This is a genomic window from Filimonas lacunae (genome assembly GCF_002355595.1).
Lineage (GTDB): Bacteria > Bacteroidota > Bacteroidia > Chitinophagales > Chitinophagaceae > Filimonas > Filimonas lacunae.
In genome coordinates this window covers 5,454,570-5,480,320 of the sequence record NZ_AP017422.1, presented here as the reverse complement: position 1 = coordinate 5,480,320, position 25,751 = coordinate 5,454,570, and the positions used below count along the sequence as shown (strand labels likewise).

The following is a 25,751-nucleotide window of genomic DNA, read 5'->3' as shown; positions in this document are numbered from 1 at the left end:
CATCGGAAATTATAACCAGGGTTTAAAAAGGTAATTTATAGGTACGTATGGGTAAAAAAATAAGGATAAAAGACTTTTTAGGTCTTTTGCGCGATGCCTTCCGGCTGTTAATCAGTAACGATCCGTTACGGCTGGCCGGGGCTACTGCTTTTTTTACCAGCTTTGCCTTACCACCCATTCTTATCATCCTAACGCAAATATTAGGGTTACTGTTTAATCGCAAAAACATCAGCGCCAATCTGTATCACAGACTGGAAGAAATAGTGGGGGCTGATAGCACACACCAGGTAATTACTACGTTGAAAGGGTTTCGCGGCCTGGCGCATAACTGGTTAATTGGCATTGGTGGTTTTGTGTTCATGATATTTGTGGCTACCACGTTGTTTAAGGTTATTAAAAGCTCTATGAACCAGCTGTGGATGATTCGTGTGCCTGTAAAGCAAAATTTCAGGGCTACCCTGGAAGACAGGCTGCGTTCACTGGCGGTGATATTAATAGCCGGTATTCTTTTTATGGCCAGTGTAGTGGCAGAAAGTTTACAGGTGCTCATGGGGAACTATTTACAGGAAATGCTGCCCCAGGTAGCCCTCATATTCAATAATGTGCTTACACAGGTTATTTCTGTTATTGTAGTTACTGCCTGGTTTACCGTTATGTTTCGGTATTTGCCGGATGGCCGTCCTGCCTGGCGGGTAGCATTAGTAGGGGCTTTATTAACCAGCCTGTTGTTTACAGTAGGTAAGGTAGTATTAAAACGTTTATTGCCAGGTAGCAACATTGGTGTTATTTTCGGAGCATCAGCATCGTTGGTACTGCTGCTTTTGTTTGTGTTCTATTCTTCTATGATCCTGTACTTTGGAGCTGCCTTTACAAAAGTATGGAGTGTGTATAAAGGGTATCAGATACAACCTCAACGTGATGCATTGTTTTTTGAGTATTCCGATATTCCCCAGGAAGAAAAAGATTAAAAATATTTTTCGGCAGTGATACCAAAGTTCAGTAACAGGTTTTCGCGGTGTGTGCGGTTGAGCAGGTTGTAGTTAACGGTAGTAGTAAAGCTGAGCCATTTACGCAATTTCACTGATAAGTTAGTTACTGATTTTATAATATAATCTTCACTGTGCAGCAATGAGTTTTGCAGGAAGTGCGTGCCATCTATTACAAAAATATCTTTGATCTCAAACCGCAAACGCACACGTAGGGAGTTACGCGGCGTATGGTATATTTCCCGGGTGGTATCATTCAGCATCAGGTTACTCTTCTCGTATAAAATTCCATCACTCAGGTTTAAAAACATGGTTTTATTGTCAACAAAGGAATAAGCTACGCCTGCACCAGTCTGGTAACGTTCATTAATCTTCAATGAAAAGCTGTTATCGTAATTGGCCAGCCCCCAGTAGAATAGCTTGCTTGTGCGGTAAATATTAAAATCAAGCGAGGTGGAAAAATCATTGTTGGTAAGCGACTGGTTGTTCTGTCCGTATATCCAGCTATTGGTAGAGTTGAGCGAAATACTTTTTTTACGAACGTTAAAAGCAAACGCATTGTTCAGTACATACGAGTTGGCATCGTTGGTGTGGTTAATGATACCTGTAGTGGAATAGCTTACATGATAGTGCGTGCTGTCGTTATACTGTGCCATGCAAGGGCAGCAGCAAACAAGCAGCATTGCCAAACAAAGTATTTTCATGCAGGCGTATAACACAATTACTATGCCTGCCCGTTACAAAGCAATGGGTAAAAGCTTACTCAGTTATGGTTGCGCCAGCAGGGTGTTGCGGTTGTTGGCCCTGTTTTTAAACCATACAAAAGCGGCTATAGCGGTTAGGCCAATAGTACCTTCCACAAACACAGTGGCACGTGCGCCCCATATCTGTGCCATGTAACCGGCCAGCAAACTACCCACGGGTATAATGCCCTGGTAAGCCATTACATAATAGCTGATAGCGCGTGAACGCATGGCAGGCGCAGCGTGTGTTTGAATGTAGGTGTTGATGGCCGATGTTTGCGCCATCATGCCCACACCACTCAATCCCATAAATAGCAACGCCATGGGCAACGAACTGCTACAGGCCAGTAATAACAGGCTGGAACCAAAAATAACGGTGGCCACCGTCATTACGGAAATCATGCTTTTGCCATGTTTCAGATTGGCCAGGTAAATAGCACTGGCTATAGAACCCACGCCAGCCATGCTTTCAAACCAGCTAAAGGTTTTGGCTGTACCATTAAACAGGTCTTTGGCAAAAATGGGAATCAGGGTGTTAAAAGGTATTACAAACAGGCTGCTTATACCTATCATAGCAATCATGCTGCTTAATTGCCTGTCGCCCGAAACATATTTAAATCCTTCCTGTAATTCATTCCATATACTGGTGTCTTTAGAGCTTACAGGTGGCAGTTGCAGACGCATCATAAACAAGCAAAGCAACACAGGCACATAGCTTAAAAAGTTGCTGAAAAAACAAAAATCTTCGCCCAGCGTGCTTAGTATAATACCGGCGCCTGCGGGGCCGGCAATACGTGCAAAATTGGCCATGCTCGAATTCAAGGCAATAGCGTTAGGCAGGTCGTCCTTATCTTCTACCATTTCCATCAGCAACGACTGCCGGCAAGTAACGTCAAATGCGTTGATAATGCCTTGTATCAGGCTCAACAGCACTATTATGGGAATATTGTATATCCGAAAGTAAATAAGCAGTGCCAATGCGCCTGCCTGTAACATAGAAGCCACCTGTGTGGTAACCAGCACACGGTAGCGGTTACGCCGTTCTATATAACTTCCTGCCAGTGGCGATAGCACCAAGGAAGGAATTAAACTGGCAAACCCTACCACACCCAGCAAAACTGCCGATCCGGTTAAACGGTAAACCAGCCAGCTCACGGCTGTTTTTTGCATCCAGGTGCCTATTAACGAAATAGATTGTCCGTAAAAGAAGAGTTTGAAATTTCTGTATCTGAGCGATCTGAATATATGCATTGCCACGGGTACCATCCTTTTTTATTCACCAGCAAATTTCCCGCTATTCGCTAAATTTGAAAAATAGATTGTTTTAATGATATTGATTACCAAAAACGATTGATGTATGGAGGTAAGACAATTGACCTATTTTGTAAAGGCAGCTGAAACCCTGCATTTTACCGATGCGGCAGCAGCTATTTATGTTACGCAGTCTACCTTATCGCAACAGATAAAACAACTGGAAGAAGAGTTGGGAATGCTGTTGTTTGACAGGATAGGAAAGCATGTGGTGCTAACCGAAGCAGGGCAGGTGTTTCTGGAGCATGCCAGGCGTATTTTATCTGAAATAGACAAAGCCCGGCAGGCCATTATCGATTTAAATACCAGTGTATCCGGTGAACTTAAAATAGGTACTACCTATGCTTTTTCATCATTGCTGCTGCCAGTGTTATCGCCCTTTACTCAAAAGTATCCGCATATAAAAATACTGGTGGATTATGATGCGCCGGGAGCGCTGGAAAAGAAACTGCGTATGTCTGAACTGGATTTTATCCTTTCTTTTCACAATCATCCTGGCGATGAAGATTTAAACAGCCAGCCCTTGTTTGCGTCACGCATTGTAATGGTAGTAGCCAAAACCCATAGCCTGGCTGCGCTTAAAAAGGTTACTTTAAAAGAAATCGGGAAGCTAAACCTGGTGTTGCCAGGTAAGGGATTTATATCACGCGATTTCCTGGATGAATTGTTTGCCAAAAACGATATTATCCCCAAAGTACGTATTGAGCTGAATGATGTGCACTCGTTGTTATCACTGGTTAGAGATGAAAACTGGGTAACCGTACTAAACGAAAAGGCATTGATGGGGTGGGAAGAGCTGGTGCCTATTCCCATTACAGGCAAGGAGCTATCCAAGCAGTCTTTTATATTGTGGCAAAAAGGCGCTTACCGTAAAAAAGCAGCTTTATTGTTTGTGGAGGAAGTATTTAAGAAGCTATAATATCTTTATTAACAATCTGTTAATGTAACAGGCGCTTGCCACAAAAAACAAATAAGTGAGCATTGCAAACTAAACTCTATAGATATGCACAAGAGAATAGCAGGTATGTTGTGGTTGCTGCTGATAGCAGGTATATTACACGCACAGGAATACACGGTGGGCACTTTTAATCTCAGGTACGATAACAGGTACGATTCCGGTAATTTATGGGAAAACCGCGCGCCGGTGGTAGCTGCTTTAATCCGTTTTCATGGCTTTGATGTATTAGGCACACAGGAAGGCCTGCAAAATCAGCTAGCAGATATTAGCAAAGCGTTGCCCGAATACCAACGGTATGGTGTAGGGCGCGATAATGGAATTGATTCCGGAGAACACTCTGCCATCTTTTTTAGAAAAGACAAATTCACCTTGTTGAACAAAGGCGATTTCTGGCTTTCTCAAACCCCTGCTAAACCATCTTTGGGTTGGGATGCCAAATGCTGTAAACGTATTTGTTCGTGGATACAGTTGAAAGATAAAACTACCGGAAAATCGTTCTATTTCTTCAACGCACACTACGATCATGAAGGGGTAGAAGCCCGTATAGAAAGCAGCAGGCTGATGTTGCAAAAAGTAACAGCCATTGCTGGTAAAACACCGGCATTGATCACCGGCGATTTAAATGGTGGATACGAAACCGACTGCTATAAAATACTGGCTACCTCTGGTGTAGTAAAAGATGTAAGAAATGCGGCAGCCATTAAATATGTAAACAATGGCAGCTTTAATAACTGGGGTAAATCGGTAGAGCGGGCAGATGTGATAGACCACATCTTTGCTACCAGCCAGTTTACTGTAACTATATACGGTATTCTTACAGATACCTACCGTGGCAAATATCCTTCTGATCATTTCCCGGTATTGGCTAAGATAAAATTATAAAGCACTATACCTTAGTTAAGTTACAAAGCTTTAAAAGTCCCTGTTGCAACAGCAATGGGGACTTTCTGTTTTATACATATAACTTAAAAAAAAGTTTTAAAAACTTCTTTTATTCAAAATGCTTTTCTATTTTGTAATGATCGCTGCATATAGATTCATGAGAAAACAAATAAAAAAACGCTAACTGTTCTCCTTCGTGAACCTGAGATAAAACTGCCTTTTAGTATACCTCATACCCCCATGAGGAAGGATTATTTATCTTAAAAACTACATTACATGAGACAAACTATCGCTCTCTTTTGGGGGCTTATACTGCTATGCAGTATAACAGCCTTCCCTCAGTCCAGGTCTATTACCGGAAAGGTTACAGATGAAACGGGCCAGCCGGTAGATGGAGCATCTGTGCTGGTAAAAGGAACAACACGAGGTGCTGTATCCAATGCCACCGGGCTGTTTACTATTATTGCTGCACAGGGAGAGGTGCTGGTAATAACAGCCACCAACTATGCTGCCACAGAAGTAAAGCTGGGAGCAGGCAACACAGTGGCTGTGAAGCTGCTTCGGAAAGACAATGTTATTGATGAAGTAGTAGTAACGGCAATGGGCATAAAGCGTACCCGTAATTCATTACCCTATGCTGCACAAACCATAGCTGGTGATGAAATCAGTAAAACCCGTACTTCTAACATTACGGCTGGCTTGTCCGGCAAAGCTTCTGGCATAGAGATAAGACAGAACAATTCTATCGGTGGATCTACCAACGTAGTGATACGGGGTAATAAATCTCTGGTAGGTAACAACCAGGCGCTGTTTGTTATTGATGGTATCCCTATAGATAACTCCAACACCAATACCTCGCAGCAACGTGTAGGTAAGGGGGGCTACGATTATGGCAATGCTGCGGCAGATATTAACCCCGATGATATTGAATCGGTGAACATATTAAAGGGGGCAGCAGCCAGCGCGTTGTATGGTTCACGCGCTTCTAACGGGGTAGTGTTACTTACTACTAAAAAAGGGCGCAAAGGCAGTTTAGGGGTTACGGTAAATGCAGGCCTTACATTGGGGTCTATTGAAAAATCAACCTTCCCCAAATATCAGAAATCGTATGGGGCTGGCTATGGTACTTACTATGATACTGCTACGGTTCCAAAGGGCTGGTTCTTTAACATGGATGTGAATGGAGATGGTACTCCAGACAGGGTAACGCCTACTACAGAAGACGCTTCCTGGGGCTATAAATTCGATCCCAGCCTGCAGGTATACCAATGGGATGCCTTTGATCCGTCTTCACCTTATTATGGCAAATCCAGGCCCTGGGTAGCAGGCGCTAATGATCCTACTACTTTTTTTGAAAAGCCGCTGGCTTATAATACCAGCATTTTTGTTGATGGTGGTGGAGATAAAGGCACCTTTAAAATAGGATATACCCGTGTAGAAGACAAAGGGGTGATGCCTAACAGCAGCGTTAAAAAAGACCTGTTCAACTTCGGTGCTACACACAATATAACCGATCAGCTTACTGTGGGCGGCGCCGTTAACTTTTCTAAGATCAATGGCCTGGGACGCTACGGATCTGGATACAGTGGCCCTCACACGGCTAATATGATGACTAATTTCAGGCAGTGGTGGCAAACAAACGTAGATGTGAAAGAACAGAAAGAAGCTTACCTGCGCACCCGCAAGAATGTTACGTGGAACTTGTCCGACCCTTCTGATCCCGTGGGTGGCATCGTGCCGGCCTATTGGAACAATCCTTACTGGATACGTTACGAGAACTATGAAAACGATAGCCGTAGCAGGTATTTCGCCAATGCTTATGTCTCTTATAAAATCACATCGTGGCTGGATGTAATGGGCCGGGTAAGCCTGGATTAGTATGATGAAATACAGGAAGAACGTGTGGCAGTGGGTAGCCTGGAAGTGCCTTACTATTCCAAGTTCCTGCGTTCGTACAGAGAATACAACTACGATCTGCTCATTAACTTTAACCGCAACCTGAGTAACCAGCTTAACCTCAAAGCATCGCTGGGGTCTAACATCAGGCGCAACAATGTCAACTCTACTTTTGCTTCTACCAACGGTGGGTTATCGGTACCCAATATTTATGCGCTAAGCAATACCAAAAGCCCGGCTGTTGCCCCCACTGAAATAGTCAGTGAAGTAGGAGTGGATGGTTATTTTGGAACGGCTACCCTGGGCTACCTGGATTATCTTTTCTTAGATGTAACCGGCAGGCAGGATAAGTCGTCTACCTTACCTGCCAATAATAATTCTTACTTCTATTACTCCGGATCGCTGGGCTTTGTTTTTTCCAAATTAATCGCCAATGCTCCCTGGTTAAACTATGGCAAGCTAAGGGCTAACTATGCACAGGTAGGTAACAGCGCCGATCCGCAGTCGCTGATCGATTATTATGCTATCAATCCCAGTTTTGGTAGTGCAGGCTTATCAACACCGGGTAACAACAACTCTTATGCAGCGCTTACTCCCGAGCTGGTTGTCAAAAACAATCCTGGCCTGAAACCGGAGAAAACAAAGTCGTATGAAGTGGGTGTGGAAATGTCTTTCCTCAAAAGCCGGCTGGGGTTTGATGTTACCTACTACAATTCCAAAACCACCAACCAGATAGTGCCGGCTCCCGTATCCAGGGCCACTGGCTATGATGGCAAGTACATTAACGTTGGTGAGGTAGATAACAAAGGATGGGAGGTGATGGTGAATGGTACACCTGTACGTACCCGCGATTTTTCGTGGAATGTTACGGTCAACTGGACTAAGAACAGAAGCAAGGTGGTATCGCTGGGATCGGGTATCAAAAACTTTCAGCTGGGCTCGTTTCAGGCAGGGGTAACTATCAATGCTGCATTAAATGAACCTTATGGTACTATAAGAGGGGAAGGGTTTGTGTATAAGAATGGACAAAAGGTTGTAGGTGATGACGGCTTTTATGCCTTCTCTGGTAATACCAATGATATTATAGGCAATGTAACGCCCAACTGGACAGGAGGCATCACTAACTCTTTTAAATACAAAAATGTTGCTGTAAGCTTTTTAATAGATGTGCGTAAAGGCGGTGATGTGTTTTCGTTGGATATGTATTACGGACTGGCTACGGGCTTATATCCTGAAACCGCTGGTGTGAATGATCTGGGAAATCCTGTACGTGATCCTGTGGTCAATGGCAAAGGCGGCGGCGTAATATTTCCGGGGGTATTGGCTGATGGGACACCTAATACGCAAAGGGTAGATATCAGTGAACGTTTTGGTGCATTTGGTTACCGGCGCAACCCGGCTGCTACGTTTGTGTATGATGCCAGCTATGTAAAACTGCGCGACCTTACTATTACTTACTCATTACCTGAAAAAGTGATTGCCAAATTGAAGCCCTTCAAAGGTATTGACCTTTCCTTGTTTGGCCGCAACCTGTGGGTGATTCATAAAAACCTGCCTTATGCCGATCCCGAAGAAGGAGTAAGTTCCGGTAACATACAAGGTTACCAGGTAGGCGCCAACCCAATGGTGCGCATTATGGGAGCAAACTTAAAATTAAGGTTCTAAAATCTACTACAATGAAAAGATATATCATCATAGCGCTGGTAATAGCATGTGTCTCCTGCACTAAACATATCGAAGATCTTAACGATCAAACCAAAAAGCCTACGGGTGTACCTCCGGCATCTTTGTTTGCCAATGCCGAGAAAAACCTGGTAGATATTATGACCACACCCAGTGTAAACTATAATATTTTCAGGTTGAATGCGCAGTACTGGACCGAAACCACCTATAACGACGAAAGCAATTACGACCTTACTACCCGTAATATACCACAGTCGTTCTGGAATAGTTTATACCGCGATGTACTCTATAATCTCAAAGATGCCAAGCGGGGCATTCCGCAGCAGGACCCACAGTTCACCACCCCGGAACAGATCCGGAATGAGCTGGCCATTGCTGACATATTACAGGTATATGCCTGGTCGGTGCTGGTAAACACTTTTGGACACATTCCTTATTCACAAGCCCTGGACATAGATGCACATCCTTTGCCTGTATACGATTCGGCCCGTGCAGTGTATTACGATCTGTTCACACGCCTGGATACCTCTATCAATGCTCTGGAAACCGGTGCGGCCAGTTTTGGTTCCAGCGATATCATTTATGGGGGCGATGTTGCTAAATGGCTGGTATTTGCCAACTCCTTAAAGCTGAAACTGGGGCTGATTGTTGCAGATTTTGATCCGGTGACTGCTAAAAAAGTAGTAGAAGCGGCGGCTCCTTATGTAATGACTTCTGCCAATGATAATGCGGCCCTGATTTATAAAGAATCTCCTCCCAACACCAACCCTATCTGGGTAGAACTGGTGCAAAGCGGCCGGCATGACTTTGTAATTGGAAAAACATTTGTAGATAACCTGGTAGCGCTGAACGATCCCCGGGTGCCTTTGTATTTTACTGCCGATGCAGCAGGGGGGTATTCCGGTGGGGTGATAGGAGGGGATAACAAATACTCCACCTTCTCCAAACCGCTGGACCGTATCCAGGAGCCTACGTTTGAAGCATTGTTGCTGGATTATGCCGAGGTGGAATTGCTGCTGGCAGAAGCTGCGGCACGGGGCTTTGCTGTAGGGGGCACTACTATTGCGCATTATAATGCTGGGGTAACCGCTTCTATTGTATACTGGGGTGGTAGCGAAGCCCAGGCTGCGGATTACCTGGCTACCACGGGTAATTATGCAACCCTGCCGGGAACCTATAAGCAAAAAATTGGCCTGCAAAAATGGATAGCCCTATATAACCGGGGATTTGATGCCTGGACAGATATCCGTCGTTTTGATTATCCTGTTATGGAAACGCCCGAGTACGCTATATCAGGATATCCCCAAAGGTATACCTACCCGGCGCAGGAAGAAACCCTGAACACTGATAATTATGACGCCGCCTCTGCTGCTTTAGGGCAGGGAGGTGATGCCGTAAGCACGAAGCTTTTCTGGGACCTGCAATAGCGGTACAGAACTTGATATAATCAAAGCCGTACAGCAAAAAACTGTACGGCTTTCTAATAATACTGTTAGAATGTGCTTCAAAATTTTTTCATTACCGTAGCACTACCGATCTTCGTGTAAGAACAATTGTTAGTATGAATCTATCCTTTGATAATACAAGCGTGGCTTTTGCGTATAAGAGTGACAAAGAGTTGAAAGTTGCCCGTTGGCTGTTTGAAACCATGGGTTTGTCATGGGTGTCAGCTGCCGGAGTTCGCCTAACCCCGTTTTTAATGAAAACAGGTTTGCCGGTACATGGCATAATCCGTAAAACCATATTTAAACAGTTTGTAGGGGGCGAAACGCTGGAGCAAACAGCCGCTGTATGCAAAACCTTAGGAAACTACCATGTTCAGGTAATACTCGATTATGGGGTAGAAGGCAAAGAAGGCGATGACGCGTTTGAACACGCTACCCAGGAATTTATTCGTGTAATAGAGTATGCTGCTACGCAAAAGAATATCCCTTTTATCAGCATTAAAGTAACTGGTTTTGCCCGTTTTGGGTTATTGCAAACGCTTAATGAAGCCCCGCGTTTACGCAGTGGCATACACGACCATGAAGTAGAAAATGAAGAATGGAATAAAGTGCGTGAACGTATGTACCGCATTTGTGAGGTGGCTGCAGAAAAGGGCATTGGAGTGTTGGTAGATGCAGAGGAAAGCTGGATACAAGACCCCGTAGACAGGCTTACTATGGAGATGATGGAGGAGTTTAATAAAGAGAAAGTGATCATCTACAATACCATTCAGCTATATCGTCACGATAGGCTCCGTTTCCTCAAAATGTCGCACCAGATTACCCAAAAGCAGGGGGTGTTGTTAGGTGTGAAACTGGTACGTGGCGCTTATATGGAAAAAGAAAGATTGCGTGCTACACAGAATGCTTATGCGTCACCTATACAGAATGATAAATCGTTTGCCGACGGCGATTATAATGCAGCCGTGGAATATTGTATCAATAACCTGGAGAGTATAGGGGTTATCATTGCTTCTCATAACGAATACAGCAATCTGCGGGCTGCCGAACTGTTAGATGCCAAAGGTTTACCACATAATCATCCGCATGTGCACTTTTCCCAGTTATATGGCATGAGTGACAATATCACTTTTAACCTGGCTAAAGCGGGCTTTTCGGTGAGCAAATACCTGCCTTTTGGTCCTATCCGTGATGTTATACCCTACCTTATGCGCAGGGCACAGGAAAACAGCAGTGTAAGCGGGCAAACAGGCCGCGAGTTGGGATTGATTAAAAGAGAGCTGAAAAGAAGGCACAACGGCAGTGAAGTATAAATAGGTTATAGGATAACCACTTTGTTTTTGATAGCATATACGGCCAGGCCTACCCGGCTTCTTATCTGTAGCTTTTCAAATAATGTATCCCGGTAACTGTCTATAGTGCGTGGACTTAGTTTCATTTTATCTGCAATTTCCTTGTAGGTATAGTCACTGGCTGTCCATTGCAGAAATTCTGTTTCTCTTTCCGTTAAAAAAGCAGGTTGTTCACTATCGTTGGCACCCTGCTTTTGTGTTTGACTGTTTAAGTGGTTTATTCCTCTGCCTATTTGAACAGTCAGCAGCTCATTCACAAAGTATTCTCCTCTTGAGGTAAATAAAATGGCATTCTGTAGTTCCTCCGGATCACATTCTTTCAGTACATATCCTTTTACACCTGCCTGTAGCATTTTTATCACATTCAGTTCATCGTTCAGCATGGAAAGGGATAGCGTGTGTATTTGCGGATACCCGGCTGCCAGGGCCCGGGCGGTGTGGTAGCCATCTAAAAAGGGCATATTTACATCCAGTATGGCCACCTGTGGTAAAGTGGTGGCAGCAGCCAGTAAATCAAGTAACTCCTGTCCGTTTCCTGCCTGCATAATTACCTGGCAATTGGTAAAATCGTTAATCAGCGAAACCAATGCCTTCCGTAATAGTGTGTGATCGTCTGCTATGGCTATCGTTATCATAGTGGGTCGTCTTACGTATTAAATATAACATCTTCACAGCTATAATCATCGCTAAAAAGCAAGTTTTTGCTGCCTGTAATCAGGCAGTTACCGGCATTATGTTCATAAAATATAACATATGGCATGGTTTTCAGTCCCCTAACAGATCATACAAAAGGCGCATCTTTTTGTATCTTGCACCGTTATGCAACAATACCTACAATTACTTCAACATATTATAGATAACGGTACGGTAAAAACAGACCGCACCGGTACTGGCACTACCAGCTGTTTTGGTTACCAGATGCGGTTTAACCTGCAGGAAGGCTTTCCGTTGGTGACCACCAAAAAGCTGCACCTGAAAAGCATTATATACGAACTGTTGTGGTTTTTGAAGGGCGAAACCAATATAGCCTACCTGAAAGAGCATGGTGTGAAAATATGGGATGAGTGGGCGGATGCCGATGGAAACCTGGGGCCGGTATATGGCAAGCAATGGCGTAGCTGGGAAGGAGCCAATGGTGCTACGTTTGATCAGATTTCGGATGTAATAAAGCAAATTAAAACCAACCCCGATAGCCGCCGGATGATTGTAAGCGCGTGGAACGTGGCCGAGTTGCCCGAAATGGCATTAATGCCTTGTCACGCACTTTTCCAGTTTTATGTTACACCTGCCAGGGCAGAAGGGGAGCGTGCTAAACTATCCTGTCAGTTATACCAGCGTAGCGCAGATGTGTTTTTAGGGGTGCCTTTCAATATCGCTTCTTATGCTTTATTAACGATGATGATAGCCCAGGTGTGCAACCTGGATGCCGGTGAGTTTGTACATACTTTTGGCGATGTGCATTTATACAGCAACCACCACGAGCAGGCAAAGCTGCAATTAACCCGCGCGCCACATCCATTGCCGGTAATGAAAATAAACCCGGCAGTAAAGGATATCCTGGAGTTTACATTTGAAGATTTTACACTGGACAATTACCAGGCGCATCCACATATCAAAGGGGCAGTTGCCATTTAACTTATTACACTATGAAAATTTCGCTGATAGTTGCTGCGGCAACAGATAATGCAATAGGAAAGAATAACCAGTTGTTATGGCATTTGCCCAACGATTTAAAATTCTTTAAGAATATGACCTGGGGCATGCCGGTAGTAATGGGGCGTAAAACCTTTGAAGCTTTATCGGGCCAGCCATTACCAGGCAGGTTAAATATTATCGTTACCCGCCAGCAAGGTTGGCAACAAGATAAAGTAGTGGTGGTGAACAACGTAAAAGATGCGTTGTTTCTGGCACAGGAAAACAAGTATGCCGAAGTGCTGATATCGGGCGGTGGCGAAATTTATAAAGAAACCATAAACGAGGCAGATAAGATCTATCTGACACGTGTGCATGCTACTTTTGAAGGAGCAGATGCTTTTTTTCCTGAAGTAGATAAACAAAAATGGCATCTGACTTCTCACCAGGATTTTTTAGCAGATGACAAACATGCATACGACTATAGCTTCCAGGTGTGGGAGCGGAAATAAATCAAAATATGTATTCTAAACTACAGTTAGCTGTAAAGTATTTTCAATATTGGTGGAGAGGAGAGAACGGTAAGGGACATGGAGTGCATTCCCCGTTTGTATTTAGCTTTATAACAGATGTGTTAAATGATAACCGTGCTTATTACTGCTATCAACAGATAGAGAAGCAGCGGGAAAAATTATTGCAGGATAACACCTGGCTGGAAATAGCCGATTTTGGAGCCGGTTCACGTGTAAATTCGCACAAGCGCCGCCAGGTATCTTCTATAGCCCGCAGTGCTTTAAAGCCGGCAAAGTATGGCCAGCTGATGTTTCGCATGGTTAACTATTATCAGCCCGCTGTAATAGTGGAGCTGGGTACTTCTTTAGGTATTACCTCTTCCTATCTGGCCAGCGGCAATGGTAAAGCAGCCGTTACCACTATGGAAGGCGCACCTGCAGTGGCTTCGGTAGCGCGGTCGGGCTTTGCTGCATTGGAGTTGAAAAACATCCGGTTGGTAGAAGGCAATTTCGACGAAACGCTGGAGGATACTTTAAAAGCTTTGCCGGCCAAGGTGGATTTTGCTTTTGTAGACGGTAATCACCGCTATCAGCCTACTATGCAATATTTTCATCAATTGCTGGAAGTGGCGCATGAACACACCATCATTATCCTGGATGATATACACTGGAGCAGTGAAATGGAGCAGGTATGGCAGGAAGTGCAACAGCACGAAGCGGTTACTATGACCATTGATCTGTTTTTTATCGGAATAGTGTTGCTGCGCAAAGAATTTAAAATAAAGCAACATTTCACCGTGCGGTTCTAATAAAAGGGTATTGAAGCGTTACATGCGTATTACAGTTAATTTTGACGCTTCAAAATACCTATCATTTGTCAGGCAAACTACCCATAGCATTACTGGCCTCGCTGGAACAGTGTGCAGGCTTTAACCGCAATACTTTTGAAGCAGTTCATGCAGCAGAGGAAAAAGTAACTTCTGTACGGTTTAACCCGGCAAAAGGGCCGCAGCGCCTGGCTTCCGGGTTACCGCTTACGCCTGTTCCCTGGTGCAGGTATGGAGCTTATCTGCCCGAACGTCCTTCCTTTACTTTCGATCCGTTGTTTCATGCCGGCACTTATTATGTGCAGGAAGCCAGCAGCATGTTCTTATGGGAAGTGCTGCATCAGGTAGCGGGCAATCCCGCACAGCAAAAAGTATTGGACTTGTGTGCTGCCCCTGGTGGAAAAAGCACCTTACTGGCTTCTTATTTTGCCGATGGGCTGGTAGTGGCCAATGAGGTGATACGTAACCGCAGCAGTATACTGGCCGAGAATATTACAAAATGGGGTGCCGACAATGTGGTGGTTACCAATAACGATCCGGCTCACTTTCAGGCATTGGCCGGGTATTTTGATGTAATAGTGGCCGATGCGCCCTGTAGCGGCAGCGGACTGTTTAGAAAAGATCCTGAAGCTATTGAAGAGTGGAGTGAAGATAACGTAGCCTTATGCAGCCAGCGCCAGCAACGTATTCTGGCGGATATCTACCCGGCTTTAAAAGAAGAAGGTATACTTATCTATTCCACCTGTTCTTACAGCAAGCAGGAAGATGAAGAAATACTGGACTGGCTGATGCAAAACTTTGCACTGGAAAGCTGTTCTATCTCTTTGGAGGAAGAATGGGGCATTATTCCCGTTCTGTCAGAACAATACAAAGCTGCCGGTTACCGTTTTTATCCTGATAAGGTAAAAGGAGAAGGTTTTTTCATAGCCGCTTTCCGGAAAAAAGAAAGTAGCAGCGGAACCGTATTTGTTAAGAAAAACACATTAAATACCTTAACCAAACAGGAAGTGCAGGTGGTGGGCGATTGGTTAAAGGATACTGCTAACTTGTTTCTGTTTAAGCAGAAAGACACTATTATTGCGGTTCCGGAACAGTGGAAAGCCGAGGTGCTGACATTGCAGCAGTCGTTACATATTAAAAAAGCAGGGGTGGCTGTGGGCATGTTAAAAGGAAAGGATCTGGTGCCTGAACATGCACTGGCATTAAGCTTGCATGTAAAAGATACCTTACCAAAGCTGAACCTGGAACTGGAGCAGGCTTTACAGTATTTACGTAAGAAAGAGGTAGATGCAGGAGATGCCCCCAAAGGGTGGACGCTGGCACAGTTTGAAGGTGTGAATCTGGGGTGGATGAAGGTGTTGCCCGGTAGAATAAATAATTACTATCCGGTGGAATGGAGAATATTAAAAGATTAAAATTACCCGTATTTTTAACGCATGATGAATCGTATTGTAGTATTGATATCGCTGGGGATGTTTGTGAGTGGAGTTGTAAATGCGCAAACGAAGTTTACCACACATACCATAACAGCAGGCGAAACCTTATCTGGCTTGAGTGCGAAGTATAAAACCACTGTTGGTGATATCATGCGCTTAAACGGAATGAACTCGAACAGCAAACTGGCTATAGGACAGAAAATAAAAATCCCGGCAGCAGGAACTTCCGTTCCCAAACCAGCAACTCCGGCTGCTACTACGCCTGCCCAGGCTCCACAGCAAGTGGCTCCTGCAAGCAATGGCGCTGCAACGGTGCATGTGGTGCAGCAGGGTGAAACCTTATACAGAATAGCTACTAAATATCATGTGAAGGTGGATCAGGTAAAAGGCTGGAACAGCCTTGCTTCCGATAATGTTTCTGTAGGTCAGAAATTATACATTAATGGTCAGGCTCCGGCAGGAGGTGGCGAAGTGGCAGTGCAACAACCACAGCCCACCGCACCTAAGCCGCAACCGGTTCAACCACAACCGGCTCAGCAACCACCAGTGCAACAGGCAGCGCCAACCGAAGCCCCAGCTGCACAGACTCCTGAAGCTCAGGCGCCTAAGCCGGTAGTGGATACCAAGCCTGTTGTGAAAGAAGAAGTGGTGATTGATCCGTCTAAAGTGGGGCCTAAAGGATATTTTGAACCACTGTTTGGTAAAGATGTGGCGGGCCGCTCTTTAGAAACAGCATCAGGTGCAGCAATGACCTTTAAAACATCCAGCGGATGGAATGATAAGAAGTATTATATCCTGATGAATGATATCGCGCCTGGCTCTATTGTAAAAATAACTGCGCCGGCCAGCAATAAAACTATTTATGCGAAAGTGCTTTGGAATATGGGTACCCTGAAAGAGAATGAAGGGTTAACCTATCGCATTAGCAATGCAGCTGCCGATGCACTGGGCGTAACAGAACTGAAATTTCAAATCACAGTGGCTTACTACGATTAGTAGTAGCCACTGTGGCTTTTTTTAGGGCCGGTATCCTCTCAGGAAATCCTGCACGGCCATACGCTTTTTTCCTTCCAGCTGCATTTCCAGTACATGCACATAGCCATCTACACAGGCAAAGCGTAAATAGCTTTTCCCATCCGTATCTACAGTGCCAGGCGTTTGCTGGTGAGCAATCCACTCTTTTTTACTACGAAATATCTTCAGTGTTTTATCCTGTAAAATGGTAAAAGCCCCCGGAAAAGGACTTAGGCCGCGTATCTGGTTATGAATATCAGTGCAGCTTCTCTGCCAGTTAATAACACAGGTTTCCGTAAATATTTTAGGGGCATGCTTTAAAGTGGCTTCCGCATTTTCTGAGGTGCCAGATGCTATAGAAGATTGTGCTTTTTCCGATACATTACCAGTTGCCAGTTCTTTTATAGTGGTTACCAGCAATTGGGCCCCCAGTTCTTTCATGCGGTCGTGCACTTCACCGGCGGTTTCATCTTCGCCAATGGGCATAGATGCCTGTAGCAGAATGTTGCCGGTATCAATTTCGTGCTGTAATTTAAAAGTGGTAACCCCCGTTTCTTTTTCCCCGTTGATCACTGCCCAGTTGATAGGAGCAGCTCCACGATATTGCGGTAGCAATGAGCCGTGTACATTGATGGTGCCTAAAGAAGGCATATCCCATACTATTTCCGGTAACATACGAAAAGCCACTACTACCTGTAAGTCGGCTTGTAAAGCCTTTAATGCTTCTATAAAAGCAGGATCTTTTAGTTTCAGCGGTTGCAACACAGGCAGGCCTTTGCTTTCGGCATATTGCTTCACGGCACTTTGTTGCAGTTTCATACCCCTGCCTGCCGGTTTATCCGGGGCAGTTACTACGCCTGCAATAGTACAGCCAGCTTCTACCAAAGCATCCAGAGATGCTACGGCAAACTCGGGTGTACCCATAAAAACAATCCTGGTATCTTTATAACTCATAGCACAAAAATAATCATCAGAAATCGGCGTACAACAGGTATTTCTTCCTGATCTTTTTAAACGCCGTAAGATCGGGCTGCCAGCTGTTACGAATTTCGGTTTCCGTAAATCCCTGAATCAGCTGTTGCATCAGGTTACTATTGCCTGTCAGTTTATTGAAGAAATAATCCTCGGGCTTTCCGCTTGGGGCATTGATAAAAAAGTCTTCCTTGTCAGGAAATAAAGCATAAGCGTTGAGCAGCCAGCTAAGATGCAGTTGTCCTTTCAGGGTTTGTAAAGTGCTTTGCTCATCGGTATATACATTCCATCCATAGCAGGTAACATCTTTTAACTTAGGAGCAGTTGCGCCTTCCTTGCTGCGTGGCGTAAATGCATACAAGGTATCGGGTAAAGAAGGATGGCCGAATAGTGCAAACGGATGTTCGGTGCCCCTTCCTTCACTCAATACCGTGCCTTCAAAAAAGCAGGTAGAAGGATACAGGTAAATAGAAGTCATATCCGGCAGGTTGGGAGAGGGCTTCACCGGCAAACGGTACAGGCTTTTGTGTGTATAGTTTTTACAAGGTATTACCGTTAAGCTAAAACCCTTGCCAGTGGCAGGTTTGTGTGTAAGCCACTGCTCACCCACCAGCATTTTAGCATACTCGCCAATGGTCATACCATATACCACCGGCACAGGTTGCATGCCAATGCCACTGGAATATTTTCTATTCAGCACAGGGCCATCTACGTAAAAGCCATTAGGGTTGGGCCGGTCCAGCACTATCAGCGGTTTATTATTGATAATAGCGCTTTCTATATACTCCTGTAAAGCATTAATGTAAGTGTAAAAGCGTACCCCAACATCCTGTAAATCAAACAGCATCACCTCTACATCTTTCAAATCATCCTCCGAAGGCCTTACTTTTTTTCCATACAACGAAACAACTGGTATTCCTGTTTGTTGATCTGTATAATTGGCTACGTGCGCACCTGCATCGGCTGTGCCGCGAAACCCATGTTCAGGACCGAATATTTTCACAATAGAAACACCCAGGTGTAAAAGCGTATCAACAAGATGTGTATGATGAATAACAGAAGTAGGATTGGCAAAAACACTTATTTTTTTCCCTTTCAGCAGTGGGAGATAATTATTTAACTGCCAGGCACCGGGATAAACAGTGTTTCCCTGGCCATTGCCTGCCAGGAAAATAAAAAGAAACACCGGAAAAAGAACGGTTATTTTTTTCATGTACAATTAATTTACTGGTGCTGCATGGTGGTTACGATTCACAAAATAAATTCCTACCTTGCCCGCCTGTATAATGATTTTCGCACCTTAAAGAAACAATTATTTACCGCCGTTGCAAAGCGGAAAAGTGTAAAAAACTGCGGATAACGAATAAAACAAACATTTATGCAACAAGTAAAAAAAGGTGACACAGTAAAAGTGCACTATCATGGCAAGTTAACTGATGGCACCACTTTCGATAGCAGCGAAGGACGCGAACCACTGGAATTTGAAGTGGGTAGCGGTATGGTTATCCAGGGCTTCGATAATGGAGTACTGGGTTTAACAGCAGGTGAAAAAAGAACTGTGCATATTCCGGTAGATCAGGCATATGGTCCTAAAAGAGATGATCTGTTTATGGAGTTTCCATTAGACCGTTTCCCGGCCGACCTGACTCCTGAAAAAGGAATGGTGTTGAACATGAGCAATGGCGAAGGGCAGCAAATGCCTGTGGTAATTACTGATGTAAGAGAAGATGTGGTGGTACTGGATGCAAACCCGCCATTAGCCGGTCAGGATCTGGTATTCGACATTGAGCTGGTAGAAATTAAAGGCGGCAGTCCTTTAATTATTATGCCTTAATTCATCTGCCAGAAAATTTCTGGTGATATATTATAATGTGGGCCGGTGTTTCACCGGCCCATTTATATATATGCTACATTCTTCGGGGTGCATCATTCCAATGCAGTGATAGCAAGGAGTTTGGTTTCGAAAACAGCTGTTTGGAAGTGACTGGTTGCCCTTCAAAAAGGAGCTTTCCGTAGCCTCGTCCTATAGGACGAACAGCCCGCTCTATAGGACGAACAGCCCGCTCTATAGGACGAGCAGCCCGCTCTATAGGACGAGCGGCCCGCTCTGTAGGACGAGCAGCCCGCTCTGTAGGATGGGCTGCTCGTCTGTTGTGCTGAGCAAAAAGTTCTATAGAGCGAGTTGCCCGTCACTGCGGCCGAGTTGCTCGCTCTATAGAATGAGCATTGGGGTTGCACGAATCAGCAGCCTGGCCGATAGTATGGGCACGAAAAAAGCACGCTTCAGGTGCTCGAAAGTGCTTTCCCAGGCCTCGTCCTATAGAGCGAGCAGCTCGTACGCTAGGACGAAGTACCCGTCTGTTAGAATATGAGGGCAGAAAATGCTACTTTTCTTTATGCAGGTATTCAGGAAGCTTGTCGCCATTGCGCTTTATTTTTCCTGGTATGGGGCTGACCAAAAGGTTTAGCTTAAAAAAAGGTCGGACTCTAGTATTAAAATATACACTGACCTAAAAATAGCCAAAACCCTCAGTCGGGATATTGTATTTTAGGTGGCTGGCAGATGGTAACCGGCCCTACTTCCGTACCCTCTCCCCAAAGCAATAACTTATTCCCAGCTGCTTCATGGAACAATTGACTGCTTATCAGTCTTCTTCTCTGGAAAATATTTGCAAAAAGGGGTAATTATATTTGGTAGCGTAACAAAGGTTCTTATCTTTGCCGCCCACTACACAAATAGCGGGCAGTTCTTTAAACAGCAAGCGGTAAAAAAGGTTGAGAAATAACTAAAAATAAATTTGGTGAATGTTTCGAAACTGTTACCTTTGCACTCCCAATAAAACGGGAACAGTTCATTGAAAATCAGCGGTTTACAAAGAATTAACTTCAAAAATAATTCAAAAATAAATTTGCTAATTTGAAATAAAAACTGCTACCTTTGCAACCCGAATGAAACGAAAGTGACAGACGGAAACGCAAAAAAAGCTCTTCTACTTTGAAAATGATGACCGGCTCTAAGGCCTACGGGATCGAAACCTGACCATCAGCAATTTTTAAGTTCTTTGAAAGAATGGAAGCAACAGTACTACTTTAAATAGTAGGTAAGTGTAAGCAACGTAACAAAATTAAAATTCACAGACGCAATTTCGAGAGAAATTAAGTTAGTGATCAAAACTCATTTACAATGGAGAGTTTGATCCTGGCTCAGGATGAACGCTAGCGGCAGGCTTAATACATGCAAGTCGAGGGGTAGCACAGTATAGCAATATATGGGTGACGACCGGCAAACGGGTGCGGAACACGTACACAACCTTCCTTCAAGCGGGGAATAGCCCAGAGAAATTTGGATTAATGCCCCATAGAATAACGGCTCGGCATCGTGTTGTTATTAAAGATTTATCACTTGAAGATGGGTGTGCGTTCGATTAGGTAGTTGGCGGGGTAACGGCCCACCAAGCCTACGATCGATAGCTGATGTGAGAGCATGATCAGCCACACGGGCACTGAGACACGGGCCCGACTCCTACGGGAGGCAGCAGTAAGGAATATTGGTCAATGGACGCAAGTCTGAACCAGCCATGCCGCGTGGAGGATGAAGGTCCTCTGGATTGTAAACTTCTTTTATCTGGGACGAAACAACGTTTTTCTAAATGTCTTGACGGTACCAGATGAATAAGCACCGGCTAACTCCGTGCCAGCAGCCGCGGTAATACGGAGGGTGCAAGCGTTATCCGGATTCACTGGGTTTAAAGGGTGCGTAGGCGGGCATGTAAGTCAGTGGTGAAATCTCAAAGCTTAACTTTGAAACTGCCATTGATACTATGTGTCTTGAATTTCCTGGAGGTTAGCGGAATATGTCATGTAGCGGTGAAATGCTTAGATATGACATAGAACACCGATTGCGAAGGCAGCTGACTATAGGTGAATTGACGCTGATGCACGAAAGCGTGGGGATCAAACAGGATTAGATACCCTGGTAGTCCACGCCCTAAACGATGGATACTCGACATACGCGATACACAGTGTGTGTCTGAGCGAAAGCATTAAGTATCCCACCTGGGAAGTACGACCGCAAGGTTGAAACTCAAAGGAATTGGCGGGGGTCCGCACAAGCGGTGGAGCATGTGGTTTAATTCGATGATACGCGAGGAACCTTACCTGGGCTAGAATGCAGTTTGACCGTGGATGAAAGTTCATTTTGTAGCAATACACAGATTGTAAGGTGCTGCATGGCTGTCGTCAGCTCGTGCCGTGAGGTGTTGGGTTAAGTCCCGCAACGAGCGCAACCCCTATCTTTAGTTGCCATCAGGTTAAGCTGGGAACTCTAAAGAAACTGCCGTCGTAAGACGCGAGGAAGGAGGGGATGATGTCAAGTCATCATGGCCTTTATGCCCAGGGCTACACACGTGCTACAATGGTAACTACAAAGAGCTGCTACTTGGCGACAAGATGCTAATCTCAAAAAAGTTATCTCAGTTCGGATCGCAGTCTGCAACTCGACTGCGTGAAGCTGGAATCGCTAGTAATCGTATATCAGCAATGATACGGTGAATACGTTCCCGGACCTTGCACACACCGCCCGTCAAGCCATGAAAGCCGGGGGGACCTGAAGTCGGTAACCGCAAGGAACTGCCTAGGGTAAAACTGGTAATTGGGGCTAAGTCGTAACAAGGTAGCCGTACCGGAAGGTGCGGCTGGAATACCTCCTTTTTAGAGCGACGCTATACTTTTTAATTGTTGTTTCCTTCTTCTTTCAATTTTTATTTGTCTGATTAGATAAATAAAAAACGTAACTAAAAAATAAAGATCTTTCAGATACTGAATAGTATGACTCGTACAGACCCGTAGCTCAGTTGGTTAGAGCGCTACACTGATAATGTAGAGGTCACCAGTTCAACTCTGGTCGGGTCTACTTAATGTTTTACTGGGGGGTTAGCTCAGTTGGCTAGAGCATCTGCCTTGCACGCAGAGGGTCATCGGTTCGACTCCGATATCCTCCACTTTAAAAGCTGTAAGCAGGATGCAAACAGCAATAACACAAGTTCTTTTGAAATTAATGAGATACGGCATAATGGCCTAAAGGTTCGTAACCTTATTATCTACTAAAGTTCTTCCATTCGATCGCAAGAGAGGATGGGATGAATAGAGTTCTTTGACATATTGGGAAAGCAAAATTACTAAAGAGAGATTTTATATAGTGGAGTTCATTTTAGGATGAACAAATGCTGAATAAAAACATGTAAGTTTTTTAAAGCGAAATAAGGGCGCATGGTGGATGCCTAGGGTCTGAGAGGCGATGAAGGACGTGGTAAGCTGCGATAAGGCAGGGGGAGCTGCACACGAGCGTAATATCCCTGCATTTCCGAATGGGACAACCTAATATACTGAAGGTATATTACTCGAAAGAGAGCCAACCCGGAGAACTGAAACATCTAAGTACCCGGAGGAAAAGAAAATAACAATGATTCCCAGAGTAGTGGCGAGCGAAAAGGGAAGAGCCCAAACCGAAATAGCGTGCTGTTTCGGGGTTGTAGGACTACGTTTAGAAAGTGTTATCAAATCGAACTATCTGGAAAGTTAGGCCATAGCAGGTGATAGCCCTGTAGATAGAAATTAACATGGACGAGTAGTATCCTGAGTAGCGCGGGACCGGAGGAATCCTGCGTGAATCTGCCAGCACCATCTGGTAAGGCTAAATACTCCTCAGACACCGATAGTGAACCAGTACCGTAAGGGAAAGGTGAAAAGCACCCTGAACAAGGGAGTGAAATAGTACCTGAAACCGTGCGCCTACAAGCGGTCGGAGCTCAGTAATGAGTGACGGCGTGCCTTTTGCATAATGAGCCTACGAGTTGCTCCTCACTGGCGAGGTTAAATTCGTGAACGAATGGAGCCGTAGCGAAAGCGAGTCCGAATAGGGCGACTAGTCAGTGGGGGCAGACGCGAAACTTTGTGATCTATCCATGGGCAGGTTGAAGTTCTGGTAACACAGAATGGAGGACCGAACCCGTTGACGTTGAAAAGTCTTGGGATGACCTGTGGATAGGGGTGAAAGGCCAATCAAACTGAGAGATAGCTCGTTCTCCCCGAAATGTTTTTAGGAACAGCCTTGTATATAGAAGTTTAACAGAGGTAGAGCTACTGATTGGGCTAGGGGGCTTCACCGCCTACCAAACCCTGACAAACTCCGAATGCTGTTAAATATCTACAGGAGTGAGGCTGCGGGCGCTAAGGTCCGTGGCCGAGAGGGAAATAACCCAGACTAGCAACTAAGGTCCCTAATACGTAGTTAAGTTGATCAAACGAGGTGGGATTTCAATAACAGCCAGGATGTTGGCTTGGAAGCAGCCATTCATTTAAAGAGTGCGTAACAGCTCACTGGTCGAGAGATCCTGCACGGAAAATAATCGGGCATCAAACTACGAACCGAAGTTCTAGATTCAGATAATATCTGAGTGGTAGGGGAGCATTGAAATTGCATCGAAGCTGTTAGGCGACTAATGGTGGAGCGATTTCAAAAGAAAATGTAGGCATAAGTAACGATAAAAGAAGTGAAAAACTTCTTCGCCGAAAGTCTAAGGGTTCCTGATCAACGTTAATCGGATCAGGGTTAGTCTGGTCCTTAGGAAAACCCGAAAGGGGCATCTGATGGAAAGAAGGTTAATATTCCTTCACCTGCTATACATTAAAAGTGACGCATCGACGTGGTGGTTACGTACTGACAGAATAGTGCGTAGAGATGAATCTTCGGAGGAGTCGAAATCATAAAATTGGTGCCGAGAAAAGCGAGTATAGCAGCCAGTACCGCAAACCGACACAGGTAGACGGGATGAGTATTCTAAGGCGCTCGGGTGAGCCGTGGAGAAGGAACTAGGCAAATTGACGCTGTAACTTCGGGACAAGGCGTACCGTAGCGATACGGTCTCAGTAAAATGATTCAACCAACTGTTTAACAAAAACACAGGGCCCTGCAAAATCGAAAGATGACGTATAGAGCCTGAAACCTGCCCGGTGCTGGAAGGTTAAGGAAGGATGTTCGGCGCAAGCCAAAGCTTCTGACTGAAGCCCCAGTAAACGGCGGCCGTAACTATAACGGTCCTAAGGTAGCGAAATTCCTTGTCGGGTAAGTTCCGACCTGCACGAATGGTCTAATGAGTTGAATACTGTCTCCTCCACGAGCCCGGTGAAATTGTAGTATCGGTGAAGATGCCGGTTACCCGCCACGGGACGGAAAGACCCCGTGAACCTTCACTACAACTTTGCATTGATCTTGAGTAACAAATGTGTAGGATAGTTGGGAGACTATGAAGTAGCTTCGCCAGGAGTTATGGAGTCAACGTTGAAATACCAACCTTTTGTTACTTAGGACCTAATCCTGAGAAAGGAGACATTGCATGGTGGGTAGTTTGACTGGGGTGGTCGCCTCCTAAAAAGTAACGGAGGCTTGCAAAGGTACCCTCAGTACGGTTGGTAATCGTACGTAGAGCGCATTAGTATAAGGGTGCTTGACTGTGAGACAAACAAGTCGATCAGGAGCGAAAGCTGGCTAAAGTGATCCGGCGGTTCTGTATGGAAGGGCCGTCGCTCAAAGGATAAAAGGTACTCCGGGGATAACAGGCTGATCTTACCCAAGAGCTCATATCGACGGTAAGGTTTGGCACCTCGATGTCGGTTCGTCACATCCTGGGGCTGGAGAAGGTCCCAAGGGTTCGGCTGTTCGCCGATTAAAGTGGCACGTGAACTGGGTTCAGAACGTCGCAAGACAGTTCGGTCCCTATCTGTGGTGGGCGTTAGGAAATTGCGGGGACGTGACCTTAGTACGAGAGGACCGGGTCGCATGTACCGCTGGTGAATCTGTTATGCCGCTCGGTGTATTGCAGAGTAGCTATGTACAGTCAGGATAAACGCTGAAAGCATCTAAGCGTGAAACCTACCTCAAGATGAGTTTCCTTTTAAGGGTTGTCAAAGACTATGACGTTGATAGGCTATAGATGTAAAGTTGGTAACAACAAAGTCGAGTAGTACTAATTACCCGTAAGCTTTAATTTTTTTAATATCGCTCAAAAGCAATGGAGAGTAAATAGATATTAATACTCTTTAGT

18 protein-coding genes, 2 tRNA genes and 2 rRNA genes are annotated in these 25,751 nt (G+C 44.9%); 17 read left to right on the top strand and 5 right to left on the bottom strand.

Annotated features, from left to right (window positions below; translation table 11 throughout):
• Nucleotides 1-47 precede the first annotated feature (47 nt).
• Nucleotides 48-968: a YihY/virulence factor BrkB family protein gene (locus FLA_RS21605; RefSeq protein ID WP_076382472.1), complete on the top strand. Its 921-nt coding sequence runs from the start codon at nt 48-50 to the stop codon at nt 966-968.
• On the opposite strand, the gene FLA_RS21600 is transcribed toward FLA_RS21605, so the two are convergent.
• A complete protein-coding gene (locus tag FLA_RS21600; protein WP_231940307.1) occupies nt 965-1,642 on the bottom strand; it encodes a DUF481 domain-containing protein in 678 nt (225 codons plus the stop codon). The genes FLA_RS21605 and FLA_RS21600 overlap by 4 nt on opposite strands.
• A gap of 111 nt (nt 1,643-1,753) precedes the next feature.
• Complete coding sequence (locus FLA_RS21595) at nt 1,754-2,980, bottom strand: MFS transporter (RefSeq protein WP_076382568.1); 1,227 nt, start codon at nt 2,978-2,980, stop codon at nt 1,754-1,756.
• A 106-nt stretch (nt 2,981-3,086) separates the two neighbouring features.
• Here FLA_RS21595 and FLA_RS21590 point away from each other — a divergent pair, with 106 nt between their 5' ends.
• The 6 genes from FLA_RS21590 (at nt 3,087) to FLA_RS21570 (ending at nt 11,217) form a co-directional block, all read left to right on the top strand.
• Nucleotides 3,087-3,959: a LysR substrate-binding domain-containing protein gene (locus tag FLA_RS21590; protein WP_076382470.1), complete on the top strand. Its 873-nt coding sequence runs from the start codon at nt 3,087-3,089 to the stop codon at nt 3,957-3,959.
• An 84-nt stretch (nt 3,960-4,043) separates the two neighbouring features.
• A complete protein-coding gene (locus FLA_RS21585; protein ID WP_076382469.1) occupies nt 4,044-4,880 on the top strand; it encodes an endonuclease/exonuclease/phosphatase family protein in 837 nt (278 codons plus the stop codon).
• Between the two features lie 276 nt (nt 4,881-5,156).
• Entirely contained in the window at nt 5,157-6,758 is a 1,602-nt protein-coding gene (locus tag FLA_RS31885) for a TonB-dependent receptor plug domain-containing protein (RefSeq protein WP_231940306.1), read from the top strand.
• A 24-nt stretch (nt 6,759-6,782) separates the two neighbouring features.
• On the top strand, nt 6,783-8,441 hold the full coding sequence (locus FLA_RS31880; RefSeq protein WP_231940305.1) for a TonB-dependent receptor domain-containing protein: 1,659 nt from the start codon (nt 6,783-6,785) through the stop codon (nt 8,439-8,441).
• An 11-nt stretch (nt 8,442-8,452) separates the two neighbouring features.
• Entirely contained in the window at nt 8,453-9,886 is a 1,434-nt protein-coding gene (locus FLA_RS21575; protein ID WP_076382468.1) for a SusD/RagB family nutrient-binding outer membrane lipoprotein, read from the top strand.
• Between the two features lie 134 nt (nt 9,887-10,020).
• Nucleotides 10,021-11,217 (top strand): proline dehydrogenase family protein, encoded by a 1,197-nt coding sequence (locus FLA_RS21570; RefSeq protein ID WP_076382467.1) that lies wholly within the window; start codon nt 10,021-10,023, stop codon nt 11,215-11,217.
• A gap of 5 nt (nt 11,218-11,222) precedes the next feature.
• Here the strand turns inward: FLA_RS21570 and FLA_RS21565 are convergent, their stop codons facing one another.
• Nucleotides 11,223-11,891, bottom strand: coding sequence for a response regulator transcription factor (locus FLA_RS21565; protein ID WP_076382466.1), 669 nt, complete (start codon nt 11,889-11,891; stop codon nt 11,223-11,225).
• Between the two features lie 184 nt (nt 11,892-12,075).
• Between FLA_RS21565 and FLA_RS21560 the strand changes: the two genes are divergently transcribed.
• Genes FLA_RS21560 through FLA_RS21540 form a run of 5 tightly spaced genes read left to right on the top strand, consistent with a single transcriptional unit; the run spans nt 12,076 to nt 16,659 of the window.
• Entirely contained in the window at nt 12,076-12,891 is an 816-nt protein-coding gene (locus tag FLA_RS21560; protein ID WP_076382465.1) for a thymidylate synthase, read from the top strand.
• 11 nt (nt 12,892-12,902) lie between these two features.
• Nucleotides 12,903-13,400: a dihydrofolate reductase gene (locus FLA_RS21555; protein ID WP_076382464.1), complete on the top strand. Its 498-nt coding sequence runs from the start codon at nt 12,903-12,905 to the stop codon at nt 13,398-13,400.
• 8 nt (nt 13,401-13,408) lie between these two features.
• A complete protein-coding gene (locus tag FLA_RS21550) occupies nt 13,409-14,209 on the top strand; it encodes an O-methyltransferase (protein WP_076382463.1) in 801 nt (266 codons plus the stop codon).
• Between the two features lie 41 nt (nt 14,210-14,250).
• Nucleotides 14,251-15,642: a methyltransferase RsmF C-terminal domain-like protein gene (locus tag FLA_RS21545; RefSeq protein ID WP_231940304.1), complete on the top strand. Its 1,392-nt coding sequence runs from the start codon at nt 14,251-14,253 to the stop codon at nt 15,640-15,642.
• A gap of 21 nt (nt 15,643-15,663) precedes the next feature.
• Nucleotides 15,664-16,659: a LysM peptidoglycan-binding domain-containing protein gene (locus tag FLA_RS21540; protein ID WP_084206539.1), complete on the top strand. Its 996-nt coding sequence runs from the start codon at nt 15,664-15,666 to the stop codon at nt 16,657-16,659.
• 21 nt (nt 16,660-16,680) lie between these two features.
• Here the strand turns inward: FLA_RS21540 and fmt are convergent, their stop codons facing one another.
• Nucleotides 16,681-17,631, bottom strand: coding sequence for a methionyl-tRNA formyltransferase (fmt, locus tag FLA_RS21535; protein WP_076382460.1), 951 nt, complete (start codon nt 17,629-17,631; stop codon nt 16,681-16,683).
• A gap of 16 nt (nt 17,632-17,647) precedes the next feature.
• Entirely contained in the window at nt 17,648-18,862 is a 1,215-nt protein-coding gene (locus FLA_RS21530; protein ID WP_076382459.1) for an exo-beta-N-acetylmuramidase NamZ family protein, read from the bottom strand.
• Between the two features lie 165 nt (nt 18,863-19,027).
• Here FLA_RS21530 and FLA_RS21525 point away from each other — a divergent pair, with 165 nt between their 5' ends.
• The 5 genes from FLA_RS21525 (at nt 19,028) to FLA_RS21505 (ending at nt 25,697) form a co-directional block, all read left to right on the top strand.
• Nucleotides 19,028-19,483, top strand: coding sequence for an FKBP-type peptidyl-prolyl cis-trans isomerase (locus FLA_RS21525; RefSeq protein WP_076382458.1), 456 nt, complete (start codon nt 19,028-19,030; stop codon nt 19,481-19,483).
• A 1,347-nt stretch (nt 19,484-20,830) separates the two neighbouring features.
• Nucleotides 20,831-22,359 (top strand): 16S ribosomal RNA (locus FLA_RS21520).
• A 128-nt stretch (nt 22,360-22,487) separates the two neighbouring features.
• Nucleotides 22,488-22,561, top strand: a tRNA-Ile gene (locus tag FLA_RS21515).
• 14 nt (nt 22,562-22,575) lie between these two features.
• Nucleotides 22,576-22,649 (top strand) — tRNA-Ala (locus FLA_RS21510).
• A gap of 247 nt (nt 22,650-22,896) precedes the next feature.
• Nucleotides 22,897-25,697, top strand: a 23S ribosomal RNA gene (locus FLA_RS21505).
• The 16S and 23S rRNA genes sit together here with 2 tRNA genes alongside, the layout of an rRNA operon.
• Nucleotides 25,698-25,751 lie beyond the last annotated feature (54 nt).

Bases quoted from the DNA above. Each gene is read 5' to 3' on its own strand.
- FLA_RS21605 (WP_076382472.1), top strand. From the start codon at position 48: ATGGGTAAAAAAATAAGGATAAAAGACTTTTTAGGTCTTTTGCGCGAT.
- FLA_RS21600 (WP_231940307.1), bottom strand. From the start codon at position 1,642: ATGGCACAGTATAACGACAGCACGCACTATCATGTAAGCTATTCCACT.
- FLA_RS21595 (WP_076382568.1), bottom strand. From the start codon at position 2,980: ATGCATATATTCAGATCGCTCAGATACAGAAATTTCAAACTCTTCTTT.
- FLA_RS21590 (WP_076382470.1), top strand. From the start codon at position 3,087: ATGGAGGTAAGACAATTGACCTATTTTGTAAAGGCAGCTGAAACCCTG.
- FLA_RS21585 (WP_076382469.1), top strand. From the start codon at position 4,044: ATGCACAAGAGAATAGCAGGTATGTTGTGGTTGCTGCTGATAGCAGGT.
- FLA_RS31885 (WP_231940306.1), top strand. From the start codon at position 5,157: ATGAGACAAACTATCGCTCTCTTTTGGGGGCTTATACTGCTATGCAGT.
- FLA_RS21575 (WP_076382468.1), top strand. From the start codon at position 8,453: ATGAAAAGATATATCATCATAGCGCTGGTAATAGCATGTGTCTCCTGC.
- FLA_RS21570 (WP_076382467.1), top strand. From the start codon at position 10,021: ATGAATCTATCCTTTGATAATACAAGCGTGGCTTTTGCGTATAAGAGT.
- FLA_RS21565 (WP_076382466.1), bottom strand. From the start codon at position 11,891: ATGATAACGATAGCCATAGCAGACGATCACACACTATTACGGAAGGCA.
- FLA_RS21560 (WP_076382465.1), top strand. From the start codon at position 12,076: ATGCAACAATACCTACAATTACTTCAACATATTATAGATAACGGTACG.
- FLA_RS21555 (WP_076382464.1), top strand. From the start codon at position 12,903: ATGAAAATTTCGCTGATAGTTGCTGCGGCAACAGATAATGCAATAGGA.
- FLA_RS21550 (WP_076382463.1), top strand. From the start codon at position 13,409: ATGTATTCTAAACTACAGTTAGCTGTAAAGTATTTTCAATATTGGTGG.
- FLA_RS21540 (WP_084206539.1), top strand. From the start codon at position 15,664: ATGATGAATCGTATTGTAGTATTGATATCGCTGGGGATGTTTGTGAGT.
- fmt (WP_076382460.1), bottom strand. From the start codon at position 17,631: ATGAGTTATAAAGATACCAGGATTGTTTTTATGGGTACACCCGAGTTT.
- FLA_RS21530 (WP_076382459.1), bottom strand. From the start codon at position 18,862: ATGAAAAAAATAACCGTTCTTTTTCCGGTGTTTCTTTTTATTTTCCTG.
- FLA_RS21525 (WP_076382458.1), top strand. From the start codon at position 19,028: ATGCAACAAGTAAAAAAAGGTGACACAGTAAAAGTGCACTATCATGGC.